Source organism: Nitratireductor kimnyeongensis (assembly GCF_019891395.1).
Lineage (GTDB): Bacteria > Pseudomonadota > Alphaproteobacteria > Rhizobiales > Rhizobiaceae > Nitratireductor > Nitratireductor kimnyeongensis.
In genome coordinates, this window is the sequence record NZ_CP078143.1 from 1,179,653 (window position 1) to 1,194,480 (window position 14,828).

16 protein-coding genes and 1 other RNA gene are annotated in these 14,828 nt (G+C 61.5%); 7 read left to right on the forward strand and 10 right to left on the reverse strand.

Going from position 1 to position 14,828, the window contains the following annotated elements; all coding sequences use genetic code 11:
- Window positions 1–30 precede the first annotated feature (30 nt).
- From KW403_RS05560 to ssrS, 4 genes are all read right to left on the reverse strand, one after another.
- Entirely contained in the window at window positions 31–798 is a 768-nt protein-coding gene (locus KW403_RS05560) for a TerC family protein (RefSeq protein ID WP_223021743.1), read from the reverse strand.
- A gap of 67 nt (window positions 799–865) precedes the next feature.
- A complete protein-coding gene (locus KW403_RS05565) occupies window positions 866–1,690 on the reverse strand; it encodes a TIGR00282 family metallophosphoesterase (RefSeq protein ID WP_007007096.1) in 825 nt (274 codons plus the stop codon).
- 50 nt (window positions 1,691–1,740) lie between these two features.
- Window positions 1,741–2,322, reverse strand: a complete 582-nt coding sequence (locus tag KW403_RS05570) for a 5-formyltetrahydrofolate cyclo-ligase (protein ID WP_223021744.1) — start codon at window positions 2,320–2,322, stop codon at window positions 1,741–1,743.
- Between the two features lie 73 nt (window positions 2,323–2,395).
- Window positions 2,396–2,552: non-coding RNA, 6S RNA (ssrS, locus tag KW403_RS19480), on the reverse strand.
- Window positions 2,553–2,676: 124 nt separating this feature from the next.
- Between ssrS and KW403_RS05575 the strand changes: the two genes are divergently transcribed.
- The 3 genes from KW403_RS05575 (at window position 2,677) to KW403_RS05585 (ending at window position 5,714) form a co-directional block, all read left to right on the forward strand.
- Window positions 2,677–3,513, forward strand: a complete 837-nt coding sequence (locus KW403_RS05575) for an AAA family ATPase (protein ID WP_223021745.1) — start codon at window positions 2,677–2,679, stop codon at window positions 3,511–3,513.
- Between the two features lie 80 nt (window positions 3,514–3,593).
- The gene (locus KW403_RS05580) at window positions 3,594–4,040 is read left to right on the forward strand and encodes a GNAT family N-acetyltransferase (RefSeq protein ID WP_223021746.1); all 447 of its coding nucleotides are present in this window, start codon (window positions 3,594–3,596) and stop codon (window positions 4,038–4,040) included.
- A 483-nt stretch (window positions 4,041–4,523) separates the two neighbouring features.
- A complete protein-coding gene (locus tag KW403_RS05585) occupies window positions 4,524–5,714 on the forward strand; it encodes a vWA domain-containing protein (protein WP_223021747.1) in 1,191 nt (396 codons plus the stop codon).
- 21 nt (window positions 5,715–5,735) lie between these two features.
- Here KW403_RS05585 and KW403_RS05590 read toward each other — a convergent pair whose 3' ends face one another.
- From KW403_RS05590 to hemC, 6 genes are all read right to left on the reverse strand, one after another.
- Complete coding sequence (locus tag KW403_RS05590; RefSeq protein ID WP_223021748.1) at window positions 5,736–6,521, reverse strand: glutamine amidotransferase; 786 nt, start codon at window positions 6,519–6,521, stop codon at window positions 5,736–5,738.
- A 5-nt stretch (window positions 6,522–6,526) separates the two neighbouring features.
- Window positions 6,527–6,991, reverse strand: a complete 465-nt coding sequence (locus KW403_RS05595) for a tellurite resistance TerB family protein (protein WP_223021749.1) — start codon at window positions 6,989–6,991, stop codon at window positions 6,527–6,529.
- A 66-nt stretch (window positions 6,992–7,057) separates the two neighbouring features.
- The gene (locus tag KW403_RS05600) at window positions 7,058–8,698 is read right to left on the reverse strand and encodes a heme biosynthesis protein HemY (RefSeq protein WP_223021750.1); all 1,641 of its coding nucleotides are present in this window, start codon (window positions 8,696–8,698) and stop codon (window positions 7,058–7,060) included.
- Window positions 8,699–8,704: 6 nt separating this feature from the next.
- Entirely contained in the window at window positions 8,705–10,183 is a 1,479-nt protein-coding gene (locus KW403_RS05605; RefSeq protein WP_223021751.1) for a COG4223 family protein, read from the reverse strand.
- Window positions 10,184–10,285: 102 nt separating this feature from the next.
- Window positions 10,286–10,993, reverse strand: coding sequence for a uroporphyrinogen-III synthase (locus KW403_RS05610; RefSeq protein WP_223021752.1), 708 nt, complete (start codon window positions 10,991–10,993; stop codon window positions 10,286–10,288).
- 1 nt (window position 10,994) lies between these two features.
- On the reverse strand, window positions 10,995–11,924 hold the full coding sequence (gene hemC / locus KW403_RS05615; RefSeq protein ID WP_223021753.1) for a hydroxymethylbilane synthase: 930 nt from the start codon (window positions 11,922–11,924) through the stop codon (window positions 10,995–10,997).
- A gap of 94 nt (window positions 11,925–12,018) precedes the next feature.
- Between hemC and tsaD the strand changes: the two genes are divergently transcribed.
- Genes tsaD through KW403_RS05635 form a run of 4 tightly spaced genes read left to right on the forward strand, consistent with a single transcriptional unit; the run spans window position 12,019 to window position 14,824 of the window.
- Window positions 12,019–13,104 (forward strand): tRNA (adenosine(37)-N6)-threonylcarbamoyltransferase complex transferase subunit TsaD, encoded by a 1,086-nt coding sequence (gene tsaD, locus KW403_RS05620; protein ID WP_223021754.1) that lies wholly within the window; start codon window positions 12,019–12,021, stop codon window positions 13,102–13,104.
- Window positions 13,101–14,087, forward strand: coding sequence for an NAD(P)H-dependent glycerol-3-phosphate dehydrogenase (locus tag KW403_RS05625; protein ID WP_223021755.1), 987 nt, complete (start codon window positions 13,101–13,103; stop codon window positions 14,085–14,087). Before tsaD ends, KW403_RS05625 begins: the two co-directional genes overlap by 4 nt.
- Window positions 14,088–14,102: 15 nt before the next feature.
- Entirely contained in the window at window positions 14,103–14,399 is a 297-nt protein-coding gene (locus KW403_RS05630; RefSeq protein WP_223021756.1) for a YciI-like protein, read from the forward strand.
- The gene (locus KW403_RS05635) at window positions 14,399–14,824 is read left to right on the forward strand and encodes an EVE domain-containing protein (RefSeq protein ID WP_223021757.1); all 426 of its coding nucleotides are present in this window, start codon (window positions 14,399–14,401) and stop codon (window positions 14,822–14,824) included. Before KW403_RS05630 ends, KW403_RS05635 begins: the two co-directional genes overlap by 1 nt.
- The last annotated feature ends 4 nt before the right edge of the window (window positions 14,825–14,828 follow it).

Sequence of the window (14,828 nt, forward strand, 5' to 3'; positions counted from 1 at the left end):
AACCCGGTTTCCACTCTTCCTGGAATTGCTCTATTCAGCCGAACCTTCCGCCAGCGCCTTGTCGCGTGCCCGCTTGCGCCGCGCCATCATGTTGAGCCCCTCGACCAGGGCCGAGAAGCCCATGGCGGCGTAGATATAGCCTTTGGGCACATGGAAACCCATTCCGTCTGCGATCAGCGTCATACCGATCATCAGAAGGAAGGCGAGCGCCAGCATGACCACGGTCGGGTTGGCGGCGATGAAGCGCGACAGCGGCTCCGCCGCGATGAGCATCACAGTGACCGCCGAGATAACAGCGATGAACATGATGGCGATCTCATCGGTCATGCCGACGGCGGTGATGATGGAATCGATCGAGAAAACCAGGTCGAGGAGTAGGATCTGAACGATGGCAGCGCCCGCTGTCATCGTCACCTTGCCCATCATATTTTCCTTGCCATCGTCGGGATCGACCGAGTGATGGATCTCTTTCGTTGCCTTCCAGACCAGGAAGAGGCCACCGGCAATGAGAATGAGATCACGCCACGAGAAGCCATGGCCGAACAGCTCGAACACCGGCTCGGTGAGCTGCACGATGACGGAGATGGTGGCAAGCAATGCCAGACGCAGGATCAAGGCCCCGCTGATGCCAATCCGCCGCGCCCTCGCCTGCTGCTCCTGCGGCAGCTTGTTTGTGAGGATGGAGATGAAGATCAGATTGTCGATGCCGAGAACGATCTCAAGCACCACCAGAGTCACAAGCGCGACCCAGGCTTCCGGGTGGGAGACAAACTCAAAGTGACCGGCAAGCCATTCCATTGCAGCACCCCTCGCTGGCAATTGTTCAAAAAGCGTTTCGCAGAGTTATGCGCGCACGCTCCCAGCGTCAACGCCAGAAGGCGGGAACGGTTTCCTCAAGCCGGGGCCCGAGGCGCAAGGGAGCAATCTTCTCGCAAAGCCCGGTGCGGTCGGAAATCTCCAGACCGACACCGCAGATCGTGGCAGGACCGGAGGCCGCCTCGAAACGCCCTTTTGGAACTTTTGCGGTGAAGCGGTTGAGCGGCTCTTCCTTGTCCATGCCCAAAGAGGAATCATAATCGCCGCACATGCCGGCATCGGAGAGATAGCCCGTCCCGCCGTTGAGTATCTGATGATCCGCCGTTGGCTGATGCGTGTGCGTGCCCACGACGAGGCTCGCCCGCCCATCCACGAAATGGCCGAAACACATTTTCTCGGAAGTCGCCTCGGCATGAAAATCGAGAATGACGGCATCCGCCTGGTCGCCAAGCGGACAGGCGGCCAGCACGTCCTCCACGCAGGCGAAAGGATCGTCGAGCTCGGGATGCATGAAGACCCGTCCCATGATGTTGGAGACAAGGACCCTTGCGCCGTTCTTTGCCATATAGACACCCGATCCGCGGCCCGGCGTGCCCTTTGGAAAATTCGCCGGCCGCAGGAAGCGCTCCTCGCGCGGGGCGAAAGTCAGCGCCTCGCGCTGGTCCCAGACGTGATTGCCTGTCGTCACCACATCGGCGCCGGCATCCAGCGTAGCCCGGAAGATCTCTTCGGTGATGCCGAAACCGCCTGCCGCGTTCTCGCCATTGACCACCACGAAGTCGAGCCGGAAATCCGAAATCAGGCCGGGGAGCTTTTCCCAGACCGCCGTGCGGCCGGCGCGTCCGACCATATCGCCAAGAAACAAAAATCTCATGCGCCGCTTCTAGAGCATCGGAGGCGTGGGTGAAAAGCGCAAAAAACCTCTCACGCTTCAGTGAATCGCCGCAACCCCGTCTCGGTAAGGATTTCCGACAGGGGCTGGTCATGCGCCTCGTCGGGCACGTTTTCGACCTGCTGGCAGTCAAAGGCGATGCCGATCAGGCGCGGTGCGCAACCCTTCACCTTCAGCCGTGCAATGGCGCGGTCGTAGTAGCCCGCCCCATAGCCGATGCGATGGCCGCGTGCATCGAAGGCGGCGAGCGGAACCAGCATCACATCGGGATCGAGCACCGCCGTGCCCTCGCCCGGGCCCATGGTCCCGAACCCCATATCGATCATCGGCGCATCGGGCAGGTATTCGCGGAAGACGATGGTGGTTTTGTCGAGAATGGCCGGCAGCGCGATGCGTGCACCACGTGCGGCAAGTGCGGTCATCAGCGGACGCACATCCATTTCAGAACGCATCGGCCAGAAACTGGAGACCACGCCCCCCGGCGACGGCGCCAGCGCATCCGCATGGGTGGCAACCCGCTGCCCCACATCCACGCGCCACGCGGCATCCAGCGCATCGCGGCGCGCGAGCGCTGCTGAACGAAGCTCTTTTTTGAGATCGCGTGGAGTGGTCATGCGCATTGATGTGTGGTGTGTCTCGGCATCACGCCACGGTAAACAGACAAACCGCAGAGAAAAAGGAAAAGAGTGGCGATCCACGGCAACCGATGGAATACACGATCCCGGGAACCTACAAAGTAGGTGGGCGCGGTATAGCCAAGCCCACGGGCGAGACCAGGGACAGCTCCCTTAAGGATCGATAAGGCCCCGGGGAATTAGATTCCTGTCGGGAAGCGCAGACCGCACGAGCAATATAGTCCTCCGCCCCCTGCTTCGCCAGTGGCATTCGCGCACTTGCGCCAGCAAAATTGACCCAATAGGGTCGCGCTCGAATTTTGAGCTGGAACCACACCGCAAGGACTGATGCGCATGCGTTTTGAAGGCACGGCGGATTACGTCGCCGACAAGGATCTGATGGTGGCCGTGAACGCGGCAATCGCGCTGGAGCGCCCACTTCTCGTTAAGGGCGAACCCGGTACTGGCAAGACCGAGCTTGCAAAGCAGGTGGCGGCAGCGCTCGGGCTCGATCTGATCGAATGGCATGTCAAATCCACCACGCGCGCGCAGCAGGGGCTTTATGAATATGACGCCGTCTCGCGCCTGCGCGACAGCCAGCTGGGCGATGAGCGCTTCAACGACATCAAGAACTACATCAAACGCGGAAAACTGTGGGAAGCTTTCGCGGCAGACCGCAAGACCGTTCTCCTGATCGACGAGATCGACAAGGCCGATATCGAATTCCCCAACGACCTGTTGCAGGAGCTCGATAAGATGGAGTTCTTTGTCTACGAGACCGGCGAGACGGTGAAGGCGATCCACCGCCCCATCGTCATCATCACGTCGAACAATGAGAAGGAACTGCCGGACGCCTTTCTGCGCCGCTGCTTTTTCCACTACATCCGCTTTCCCGATGCCGAGACGCTGGCAGATATTGTCGAGGTCCACTATCCCGGCATCAAGAAGAACCTGGTGTCTGCCGCCCTCAGCCAGTTTTATGAAATCCGCGAGGTACCGGGGCTGAAGAAAAAGCCCTCCACATCAGAGGCGCTGGACTGGATCCGGCTGCTGGTTTCAGACGATGTAGATCCGGAAGACCTGCGCGGCGAGGCGAAAAACGCCCTGCCCCGTCTGCATGGCGCACTCTTGAAAAACGAGCAGGACGTCCACCTCTTCGAGAAACTCGCCTTCATGGCACGGCGGCAATAGGCGCAAGACCTGCACCTCACTGGCCCTTGTCAAGAGGGCGCCTTGCGCCCGACGATGCTGCGACCGGTAGGGAGAACATCATGACCGATATCACCATCCGTCCGCTTGCAAGAACCGACGAAAACGAATGGCGCCGGCTGTGGACGGATTATCTGACATTTTACAAGACGAGCGTGCCTGAAGCGGTCTATGCCACCACATGGGAGCGGCTTTTCGACACTGGCGAATACGAACCCAATGGCCTGATCGCCGAGATGGACGGAAAGCCTGTCGGTCTGGTGCATTACATGTTCCACCGCACCTGCTGGACGGTTGGCAACAACTGCTATCTGCAGGACCTCTACGCCGATCCCACCGTGCGTGGAAAGGGCATTGGCCGGGCGCTGATCGAGGCTGTGTACGAAAAGGCGGACGAGGCAGGTGCTGCCAATGTCTACTGGATGACGCAGGATTTCAACGAAACCGCGCGTAAGCTCTATGACAGGATCGCGAAACTGACGCCGTTTATCAAGTACCAGCGGCGCTAAACACGGCACGCGGTCTTCTTCGGCTGATCCTTCCGCATCTGTCCATTCAACGTATAGCTCTTCTTCAGATACGAGAGCCCTGCGACGAACCACAGATGAGGGAGGGGCCATTGATGGCGATGCTTCCGCTTCCTTTTCTCCGCGAAATACTCGCTGGAAAGAAATTCCGCGACAGACTGGGTGCCCTTGGCACGGTTGCATTCAAGACAGCATGGCAGGGTGTGTAACCCGGGCGCATAGACACGAGGGACAACATGATCGCGTGTTGCCTTGGTTGGCGGCAAAGGTTTGCCGGCGACGGCACGACGCCGCATCGGGATTCCGCAATAGGCGCACCAGTTCTTACGGTCATCCTGCCACCAGAAACCGATTAGGGACTCCGCCGAACGTATCAGGGAATGCAATTGATCTGTTTCCATGGCACCTGTTGTATGGAAATTGTTCCAACATCAGCCAAACGCCAACTGAGAGTTTTTAGTTAAAATGTTCATTCCCTTTTTCCTGGAGCTGAAAGCCGCGCGCGTTCCTGTTTCGCTGCGCGAATATCTTTCGCTTTTGGAGGGGATGGAGAAGGAGCTTGTCTCCAACGATGTCGAGGCCTTCTACTATCTCGCACGCGCCGCTCTGGTGAAGGACGAACGGCATATCGACCGGTTCGATCAGGTGTTCTCGCATGTCTTCAAGGGTGTCGAAGCGGTGTCGGGTGGCGAAGGTGTTGCGCCGCAGGCAATCCCCGAGGAATGGCTGCGCAAGCTGGCGGAAAAGCACCTCAGCGAGGAAGAGAAAATGCTGGTTGAGGCCATGGGTGGCTTCGAAAAGCTCATGGAAACACTGAAAGAGCGTCTTGCCGAGCAGAAGGGGCGGCATCAAGGTGGCAACAAGTGGATCGGCACCGCCGGCACTTCTCCATTTGGCGCCTATGGCTACAATCCCGAAGGCGTGCGCGTCGGCCAGCATGAATCGCGCCACCGCCGTGCGGTAAAGGTGTGGGACAAGCGCGAGTTCAAAAATTTCGATGATGCGGTGGAGCTCGGCACGCGCAACATCAAGGTGGCACTGAAGCGGCTGCGCCGCTGGGTGCGCGAGGGCGCGGTGGAAGAGTTCGACCTGCCCGGCACGGTACAGGCCACCGCCGAACACGGCTATCTGGATGTCAAAACCCGGCCCGAACGGCGCAACGCGGTGAAGCTTCTGATGTTTTTCGATGTGGGCGGTTCGATGGACGATCACATCCGCATTGTGGAAGAGCTGTTTTCGGCGGCGCGCGCCGAGTTCAAGCACATGGAATATTATTACTTCCACAACTGCCTCTACGAGGGCGTATGGAAGGACAACCGCCGCCGTTATTCCGAAGTGACACCCACTTTCGACGTGCTTCACAAATTCGGGCCCGACTACAAGGTCATTTTCGTTGGTGATGCTTCAATGAGCCCCTATGAAATCGCCTATCCGGGCGGCTCGGTGGAGCACTGGAACGAGGAAGCCGGCCATGTGTGGCTGAACCGCGTTCTCCAGCAATGGCCGAATGCGGTGTGGCTCAACCCGGTGCCGGAAAAACACTGGCGCTACACACACTCGATCCAGATGCTGCAGGAGATTTTCTCAGGCCGCATGTATCCGATGACGCTCGCGGGACTGGAAGCGGCCACGCGGGAGCTTTCGCGGAAGCATTGACCCCGAGGAGGCGCGTTTCGATCAGGCCACGCCCCTACGCCCGACCATACGCCGGCCCACGGGATGCTGCCCCTTCGCTTCGTCTCCTGTCTGCAGCGTTCCGGTGCATTCGCGCCCGAAAATCAGTTCCAGAAACTCCACCAGCCACTGTTTCAGGTGCCGGTCCCAAATGAGTCGCCCCCCCAGATGGTCGCGGCCCTGCTGGGCACCGGGCATGACGAAACGATGCGCGCCGCGCACCACCCAGCGCTGCATCATGGCGCGCGTGAGTTCGGCATGAAACTGAACGCCCCAGGCGTTTTCGCCATAGCGGAAGGCCTGATTGGGGTAATGCTCGGCAGTGGCCAGAAGCGTGGCATCCTTCGGCAGGGAAAAGCCTTCACGGTGAAACTGGTAGACCATTTCCGGCCAATGGAGCAGCTTGCGTCCGGCGTCCGTTGCGCGCAACGGATACCAGCCGATTTCGACCAGTCCGTCATCATGGCTCTTCACCTGCCCGCCCAGGTGCTTCACCAGCAATTGCGCGCCGAGGCAGATACCGAGAAAGGGCTTGTTCTCCCGCAACGGAACAGCGAGCCAGTCGGTCTCGCGCCGTACAAAATCGTCATGGTCATTGGCGCTCATGGGACCACCGAACATCACCACGCCAGCATGATCTTCAAGCGTTTCAGGCAGAAGATGCCCCAGCGGGGGACGGCGGATATCCAACGAGAAGCCACTTGCCTGCAACACCTGGCCAACACGCCCTGCACTGGATGTTTCCTGATGCAGGACAATCAGGATCCTGCGGCTCGGCTCGGTCCCCATGGCAATCAGCTCTTGGCGTGTTTCTCTTGCATTTCCTGGCGCAGGATTACCCGATCCCGATTGTCGACGCCAATAAGCTCCGCCACACGCCAGACAAGGTTGTCCTCCAGTTCATGCATTTCGCCATCGGCGAAGACGATGCCCCACATGAGGCCGATGAAGGCCTTTCGCGCATCGGCATCCAGATGCCGTTTCAAAACGCTGGTGAAGGCGTAGAGGTCGATCGCCTCTTGTTCGGCTTTCTCACCAGCCTTGACGATCTTCTCAAGCTCCGCCCCCGTCAGATTGTAGGTGCTGGAAAGGGTTTCCCTGAGCTTTTCGACCTCAGATGCTTCACGAATGCCATCAGCATCGAGAACGTGGAAAAGCAATGCGGCGGCAGCCACACGCGGATCATCTTCCGGCTTCACCGTCGTTTGGCGGCTGCTGCCTGGAAGATCTTTCAGAAAGGACATAATGCTGTCGAACATGAGGGCCTGCTGTTCGGATCACGTGGAGGAGCGACCCGCCCTGAAGCGAATCGCGACATCTCAATCTTAAAATAGGCGGAAGGGACTTTGCGTCGAGCCGTTCTTGTCGTCCGGGTCCACGCCGGGGTCGTCAGGCAATGGCGGTTTGACTGGTTCGTCCTTGGATGAAGGATCTGTCTTCAGCCCGTTGACCGGGACGGGTTTCGCCTGCGGCGCGGGCTTCTGTGAACGAGCTTGCGTATCCGCTGCCTTTTCTTCCGGCTTTGCGTCTTTCGGCTTTTCCGCTTCGACAGGCTCTGCCTCGATTACCACCGGATCGGGTGCCGTCTCGTCGGGTTCACGCGCTTCTTCCGCACCCTCTGGTGCTGCGATGGCAGGGGCCGGCGAGAAATCTTCATCGCCTTCGACCACCTGCGCCAGCCGTTCCATGGGCATGCGCCACTCGAACGCATCCAGCTTGCCGGTGACGGGCGAAATCGGCGCCCAGCGGTCCGCCACATAGCCATCGGCGACCCAGGCGGGATCGCGCGGCGCACGCAGCGCCTTGGCAAGCCACTGGCGCACGCGGCCCTGATCTCCGGTCTCGGCTTCCTCGATGTCGGCCATCAGGAGATAGACGCTTTCGCGCGGCCCCAGCCGGGCGGCTGCCTCGCAGGACTCCCGTGCGAGCTTGAACTCGCCCGCGTCGAGCGCCGCACGGCCAACGATCAGGGCCGATTCCACATTGTTGCGCTTCAGGGACTGGAGTTTCTTGGCTCGCGCCAGACGGTCCTGCGTGGAATCACCGGGGCGAGCATGGATATAGGCTTCCGCAATTTCGGGATGCGGTTCTTTCTTCCAGACGGTCTCCAGAACTTTTGAACCCTTGCGCAACTCGTTTTGGCGGAACAGCGCCCTGGCAGCGGTCACAGCCGCAGGCACGAAATCCGGCCGCAGCTTGTGGGCTTCCATGGCGGCGGTGCGCGCAGCCTGAGGATCGGCGTCCAGCACTTCGAGAGCCTTGGCGGTGAGCAACACGGCGCGACGATCGGTGACGCTCTCGCGCGCATCCTTGCCGCTCGGCTTGCGGCTGCCGAGCAATGCCAATGCCCCATCCCAGTCGCCCTCTGCCGTCTTCCCATCCAGTGTGGCGTTCACGGCCCAGTCAAGCTGGGGTGCATCTTCCACCGCCCGCTCCGCATAATGGCGGGCAACCTCGCGCTCACCCATTCGCTCGGCCTCGAGATACAGTCCGCGCAGACCCAGAAGACGCATCTCGGGATCGTCGAGCATCGCGGTGAACTTGTCGCGCGCCGCTTGCCGATCACCGTCCAGCAATGCTGCCTGCGCATCGAGAAGATGGATGAGCGGCTCCTGATCGGAAGAAATGAGCTTGGCCGCCTGCTGGCTCATGCGCCGCGCCAGACCGCCATCACCGGCGCCGGCCGCTATCATCCCGGTGGAAAGCGCCTGATAGCCGCGATCGCGACGACGCACACGGAAATACCGCGCAACCGCATAAGGGCTCGTCCAGATGCTGCGGATCAGCCACCACAGGATCATCACCGCCGCGACGATGGCAACGATGGCAACCGCAGCCACCATGAGGGAGACCTCGTAGCGATAGCCCGCGAAGGTGACGACAAGATCGCCGGGGCGCTCGGCCAGCCAGGCAAAGCCCAGCCCCAGAAGGAAGACGACAACAAGATAGAAGAGAATTCGGAACATCTGCGCTTATGCCCCCTTCAGCGCATCGGCGAGCGCCCTGTTCAATATCTGGTCGGCGGCCTGACGGGCCCTGAGCTTTTCAGCGAAATCGGCGCCGGCCTGTTTGCCTGCCTCCGGCAGAGTCTCGTATTCGGCAAGCGCCTTTTCATAATCATTGGCGACCACGGCCGCTTCCATGCGTGCGGCGATCGCATCCGGCCCATCGCCTTCGACGCTGCCCACCGGACGCACCACCACGAGCGAGCGGGCGCTGGCCATCAGATTGTCGATGATGCCGCCACCGCCATCGCCCGCCTGGCGCGTGGTGGCGGCCACGATGCGGCTCGCCACTTCGGGCGCCTCGGCGGCAAGCGCCGCGCGGCTCGGCACACCGGAGTTCGCATTCGCCTCAAGCGGCGCCAGCGCCTCGGCCTCACCCTCGGGTGCGATGGCGGTATAGGTCTCAAGCTCGCTGGCATAAGGCGTGCCGCGCTCCACAGCGGATTTCAGTGTGGTCGCGGCAATGACCAGCGCCATGCGCGGGGCGGCATCCGCCTCCTCAGCCTGCGCCTTCAGCGCGTCGACCTCGGTCTTCAGTGTGGAAAGAGCCGCGGCGTTGTCAGACGCCGTCTGGCTCGCCGTACCGGCCGCTTCGGATGCTTCCCGCACGCTGGCCTCTATCGACGAGATCCGGGAGGTTACATCTTCAAGCGCGGCTCCTGTTTCACCGCCTGCCGATAGGCCCTGCGTCTTTTCCTCAAGTGCTGCAAGCCGATCCGAGATCGCCTCAAGTCCCGGCCCCTCGCCGGCTTCGCCTGAGGAGATCGATTCGCGCAGCGCCGTAATCTCATTTCCCAGCTCGGAAAGGCGCTGCTCGGTTGCGCCGGCGCGCTCACGCGCCTCGCTCAACGCGGCCTCCACCGCTTCAGTGTTGCCGCTGGCGGCGGGCTGATCGCTCAACCTGCTTTCAAGTTCTGCCACCTGCTGACGGAGTGTTTCCAACGCCGGATCGGACGCATCGCCGCCCCTGTCGGGAGCCGGCAGGACCCCGGCCCACTGAAGGCCGCCGGCAAGCGCAAGCGCCACCACACCGCCAACAACACCACCGGCAACCGCACGGCCGGCGCCGCCGCTTTTGGGCGCTGTGGAACCCTGGAACTTTTCGGACTTCTTTTCAGCGTCGCCCTTGCTGGCACTGGCTTCGCCAGCCTTTGCGTCACGCCCAAAGCCGGCATCTTTGATCCCGGGCTTGTCTTTTGGCGCTGCGGCGGCCTGCTCATCTTTGGGTGCGGCGGAAGCCCCGGGCTTGGCAGATGAGGGCGTCTTGGCTGTTTCCGGCTTCGTCTCACTGGCGGTTTGCGCGCCTTGCCCGCCTGTCTGCTTGCTGGCTTCACCGGACGCGTCGGGCTTATCGACCTTTTCCCTCTTTACCTGATCGGGGTCCAGATCGATGGTCACCGGCTCCTTCTGGGTTTTGGAATGGCGCGTTCTCGGCGTTTTGACCATCAGGCAACTCCGCTGCAAAAGACTGTTCCTGCACTATGTGCAGTGCATATAAGTTCCTATCACACCCCTATATGGTGAAAACAGGGGCTCACAGGATCGGGCTTACGTCTTTAGCAGAAAGAGCAGACGATCTTCCGACGGAAAATCCGCAATTCGAGCGGTTTTTTTAACATCCTGACCCAAAATCCCGGCAATACGCTCTGAGAGACAATAAAATGTCGCAGCCCCCAATTTTGTTCCCATGGCAGACCGCGCCATGAACCGCCTGAGCTGTTCCGCGCCATTGGCCGAGTAGAGCAGCACGGCATCGACCGGCCACTCACCGATCACCGAGCGGATGGCCGCATCTGAGGGCTCCAGCGGCAAAGTGTCGTAAATTTCGATGAGACGTGGCCGGTGGCCTGCGGCTCGAAGCCGCGTTTCCAGCACGTCGCGGCGCACACGCCCACAAAGCACCGTTACATCGGCGGGAGCCATGAAAGCGGCATCGATGCATCGCGCCAGTCTCTCCGCGTCGCCAGCCTCGTCATCGACCACATCGAGCCCGGCAGCACGCGCGGCCTCGCCCGTTCGGCGTCCCACGGCTAAGACCGGCTTGCCCTTCAATGCATCGAAAACGGATTGTGGCGCGTGGCGGATAGCATTGGGGCTGGTGATAGCGACAACATCCACCGGCTGGGCGTGGATGGCGGGATGCAGCGGCACTGTTTCCGTCAACGGCAGGACGAGGGGCTCAAACCCCATTCCAGCGAGCCTGGCGGCGGTTTCCGAAGCGCCCGGTTCGGGGCGCGTGACCAGCACCCGCCGCATATTATTGCCAGCTGTCGAAGAACCGCGGGCCGGCCTTCTCACGGATTTCTGCGCCAGCCTCCGCGCCGAGACGGACAGCATCCACCGTGAGGCCTTCAGTTGCGATCTCGTGGGTCTCGCGACCATCTGGTGTAAGGATCAGGCCCGAAAAACGCAGCCTGTCACCCTCGATACGGGCGAGACCCGCAATGGGCGTGCGGCAGGAACCGTCAAGTGCGCCAAGAAAGGCGCGCTCGCAGAGAAGCGCGTCACCGGTTTCGGCATGGTGTATGGCTGCGATCATCGGTCCGATGCGCCGGTCGCCGATGCGGCTTTCGATGCAGATCGCGCCTTGCCCGAGTGCGGGCGGGAAACGTTCCGGGTCCATCACCTCTGTAGCAATGTGCGGCATACCGAGCCGGTTGAGCCCGGCAAGCGCCAGAAGTGTGCCTTCGGCAACGCCTTCCTCCAGCTTGCGCAGGCGCGTCTGCACATTTCCGCGGAACATGCCGACGTCGAGATCCGGGCGAAGACGAAGCACCAGCGCCTGCCGACGCAACGACGAGGTGCCGAGCTTTGCGCCCTGGGGCAAATCCTCAAGCTTTGCGATTGAGCGACCGATGAACACATCGCGCACATCCTCGCGCTCCAGAAAGGCAGAAATTTCCAGGCCATCAGGGAGTACGGTGGGCATGTCCTTGGAGGAATGCACGGCCAGATCGATGCGGCCATCGAGCATGGCTTCCTCGATTTCCTTGGTAAAAAGCCCCTTGCCGCCGGCCTGCGAGAGCGGGCGATCCTGAATGCGGTCACCCGAGGTGGAGATGACGACGATCTCGAACGCCTCTTCGGGCAGGCCGTGTGCCGCCATCAGGCGCGCGCGCACCTCTGCTGCCTGAGCCACTGCCAGAGCGCTTCCACGTGTGCCGATCTTCACCACATCAGTTTGCATGCTGTCACGTCCGTGCTAACCCCGCATCCGAACCGGATGCACCACACCCCTAACGGGGATTGGCGGCGACGGCAACATGAGCGGGTAAGGCTGAATGACGCGCATCCTTGGCATCGAGACGAGTTGCGACGAGACGGCGGCGGCTGTCATCGAAAGATCGGGCGAGAAAACCGAAATCCTGTCCAATGTGGTTCTGAGCCAGATCGCCGACCATGCCGCCTTTGGCGGCGTGGTGCCGGAGATCGCAGCTCGCGCCCATGTGGAAGCGCTCGACGGAGTGGTGAAAGCCGCGCTCGATGAAGCCGGCCTTGCGCTTGACGAGATCGACGCCATAGCCGCGACGGCCGGACCCGGCCTTATCGGCGGGCTGATCGTCGGCCTGACGACGGCCAAGGCGATCGCGGCAGCAAGTGGCAAGGCGCTTGTCCCGGTCAATCATCTGGAAGGCCACGCACTGACCGCACGCCTTACGGACAGGATTGATTTCCCCTATCTGCTTCTGCTCGTTTCGGGCGGGCACACGCAGATCGTTCACGTGGAGGGGGTCGGGCGCTATCAGCGCTGGGCCTCCACCATAGACGATGCGCTGGGCGAGGCATTCGACAAGACAGCCAAGCTTCTCGGGCTGCCCTACCCCGGTGGCCCGAGCGTGGAAAAGGCGGCCGCGGATGGCGACCCGAAACGCTTCGCCTTTCCGCGCCCACTGAAAGGTGAAGCGCGACCCGATTTTTCCTTCTCCGGTCTCAAGACAGCGGTGCGGCGGGAAGCCACCTCGCTTGCCCCATTGAGCGACACTGACATCGCCGACATCTGCGCCTCTTTCCAAAAGGCAGTCACGGAAACATTGAGCGACCGGGTGGCGCGAAGTCTTGCACGTTTTCGCCAGACGCACCCCGTTCTCGAAACGCCGGCCCTTGTGGTTGCGGGTGGCGTCGCGGCCAATCAGGCGATCCGCGCGGCACTCGATGCGCTTTGCGAGAATGCCGGCTTCCGGCTCATCGCGCCGCCTCTGCGTCTTTGTGGAGACAATGCTGCGATGATCGCCTGGGCGGGGCTCGAGCGGCTGGAAGCGGGTCTCGAAGAAGACGAGGCGATGGGCTTTGCTCCGCGCCCGCGCTGGCCGCTGGATCAGGCATCGGCCCCACTCTTCGGCGCGGGCAAACGGGGAGCCAAGGCATGAGAAAACCATGGACCATCGCGGTTCTGGGCGCGGGTGCATGGGGCACGGCGCTTGGTGCGGCCATGCTCACAGGCGGTCATCGCGCGAGGCTATGGGCGCGCGATGAAACGCTGGCACAGGCGATCAACGCAGATCACATCAACGCGCGCTACCTGCCCGGGGTCACGCTTGATACGCGGCTTGTTGCCACGAGCATCCTGCCGGATGCACTCGAAGATGCCGACTGCGTCCTCGCCGTAACACCTGCACAGACCCTGCGGACGGTTCTGGCCGATGCCGGCCCGCATGTGTCGAAAGGCATCCCGATTGTCCTATGCGCCAAGGGCATCGAACGAGAGACGGGCAGGCTCATGTCCGAAATCGCCGTAGAAGCGCTGCCGGAAAACCCTGTCGCCGCCCTTTCCGGCCCGAGCTTTGCGAGCGATCTGGCGCGCGGGCTGCCAACCGCCGTGACGGTTGCGGCGAACAATGCCGATCTGGCCGTTACGCTCGCCGAACAGCTCTCCGCACCACGCCTGCGCTGCTATTCGACCGACGATCTGACCGGCGTGGAAATTGGCGGCGCGCTGAAAAACGTTCTGGCGATCGCCGCCGGCGCAACCCATGGCGCGGGGCTTGGCGCGAGCGCGTCGGCAGCCCTCATTACCCGGGGCTTCGTGGAGCTGCGGCGTATCGGCGAAGCCTTCGGTGCGCGACCCGACACGCTTATGGGATTATCCGGGCTTGGTGATCTGATCCTGACCTGCGGCTCGGAGCAATCGCGCAATTTTGCTTATGGGGCGGCACTCGGACGCGGCGAAAGCCTTGAAGGCCGACCGCTTGCCGAAGGCGCCCACACGGCAGGCATCGCCGCGCGCATCGTGCGCGAACGCGGGCTGGAAGCACCAATCATCGAAAGCGTGACAGAGCTGCTCAAGGGGCGACTGACCGTGCAGAAAGCCATGGAAGCGCTGCTTTCGCGCCCGCTCAAGAGTGAAACCTGAAACAGGGGGAAAATCATGATCTTTGCCATCATCTGCCGGGACAAGCCCGGCCATCTGGACACGCGAATGGGCGCACGACCCGACCATGTGGAATACCTGAACGGACTGAATGAGAACGGCGCCCTGAAATTTGCCGGTCCTTTCCTCGATGAGGACGGCAAGCCATGCGGCAGCCTTGTCGCAGTGGAAGTGGAAGATCAGGCGGCTGCCGAACTGATCGCCGCCGCAGATCCATATGCACTTGCGGGCCTGTTCGAATCCGTTGAAATACGGGCTTGGAACTGGGTCTTCAACAATCCGGAGAATGCGTGATGGCCTATTGGCTGTTCAAGTCCGAGCCTTCCACATGGTCTTGGGAGATGCAGAAAAAGAAGGGCGACGAAGGCGAGCAATGGGACGGCGTGCGCAACTATCAGGCACGCAACAACATGCGCGAGATGAAGATCGGCGACCTCGGATTCTTCTATCACTCGGTCAAGGAGACCTCCGTGGTGGGCATTGTGGAGGTGTGTGCGCTGGCGCATCCCGACAGCACCACCGATGATCCTCGCTGGGAATGCGTGGACATCCGCGCGGTAAAGGACATTCCTCAACCCGTGACGCTGGCCGAGATCAAGGCCAACCCGAAACTTTCGGAGATGATTCTGGTCAACAATTCGAGACTTTCCGTTCAGCCGGTGCGGTCAGACGAATGGGCCGAGATCTGCCGCATGGGCGGCCTCGACAAGGCACCCTGAGAAG

What these genes read in the sequence shown, in the direction of transcription:
- KW403_RS05605 (WP_223021751.1), bottom strand. Translation starts at nt 10,183, where the DNA reads ATGGTCAAAACGCCGAGAACGCGCCATTCCAAAACCCAGAAGGAGCCG.
- KW403_RS05580 (WP_223021746.1), top strand. Translation starts at nt 3,594, where the DNA reads ATGACCGATATCACCATCCGTCCGCTTGCAAGAACCGACGAAAACGAA.
- KW403_RS05630 (WP_223021756.1), top strand. Translation starts at nt 14,103, where the DNA reads ATGATCTTTGCCATCATCTGCCGGGACAAGCCCGGCCATCTGGACACG.
- KW403_RS05565 (WP_007007096.1), bottom strand. Translation starts at nt 1,690, where the DNA reads ATGAGATTTTTGTTTCTTGGCGATATGGTCGGACGCGCCGGCCGCACG.
- KW403_RS05590 (WP_223021748.1), bottom strand. Translation starts at nt 6,521, where the DNA reads ATGGGGACCGAGCCGAGCCGCAGGATCCTGATTGTCCTGCATCAGGAA.
- hemC (WP_223021753.1), bottom strand. Translation starts at nt 11,924, where the DNA reads ATGCAAACTGATGTGGTGAAGATCGGCACACGTGGAAGCGCTCTGGCA.
- KW403_RS05600 (WP_223021750.1), bottom strand. Translation starts at nt 8,698, where the DNA reads ATGTTCCGAATTCTCTTCTATCTTGTTGTCGTCTTCCTTCTGGGGCTG.
- tsaD (WP_223021754.1), top strand. Translation starts at nt 12,019, where the DNA reads ATGACGCGCATCCTTGGCATCGAGACGAGTTGCGACGAGACGGCGGCG.
- KW403_RS05595 (WP_223021749.1), bottom strand. Translation starts at nt 6,991, where the DNA reads ATGTTCGACAGCATTATGTCCTTTCTGAAAGATCTTCCAGGCAGCAGC.
- KW403_RS05575 (WP_223021745.1), top strand. Translation starts at nt 2,677, where the DNA reads ATGCGTTTTGAAGGCACGGCGGATTACGTCGCCGACAAGGATCTGATG.
- KW403_RS05625 (WP_223021755.1), top strand. Translation starts at nt 13,101, where the DNA reads ATGAGAAAACCATGGACCATCGCGGTTCTGGGCGCGGGTGCATGGGGC.
- KW403_RS05570 (WP_223021744.1), bottom strand. Translation starts at nt 2,322, where the DNA reads ATGACCACTCCACGCGATCTCAAAAAAGAGCTTCGTTCAGCAGCGCTC.
- KW403_RS05585 (WP_223021747.1), top strand. Translation starts at nt 4,524, where the DNA reads ATGTTCATTCCCTTTTTCCTGGAGCTGAAAGCCGCGCGCGTTCCTGTT.
- KW403_RS05635 (WP_223021757.1), top strand. Translation starts at nt 14,399, where the DNA reads ATGGCCTATTGGCTGTTCAAGTCCGAGCCTTCCACATGGTCTTGGGAG.
- KW403_RS05610 (WP_223021752.1), bottom strand. Translation starts at nt 10,993, where the DNA reads ATGCGGCGGGTGCTGGTCACGCGCCCCGAACCGGGCGCTTCGGAAACC.
- KW403_RS05560 (WP_223021743.1), bottom strand. Translation starts at nt 798, where the DNA reads ATGGAATGGCTTGCCGGTCACTTTGAGTTTGTCTCCCACCCGGAAGCC.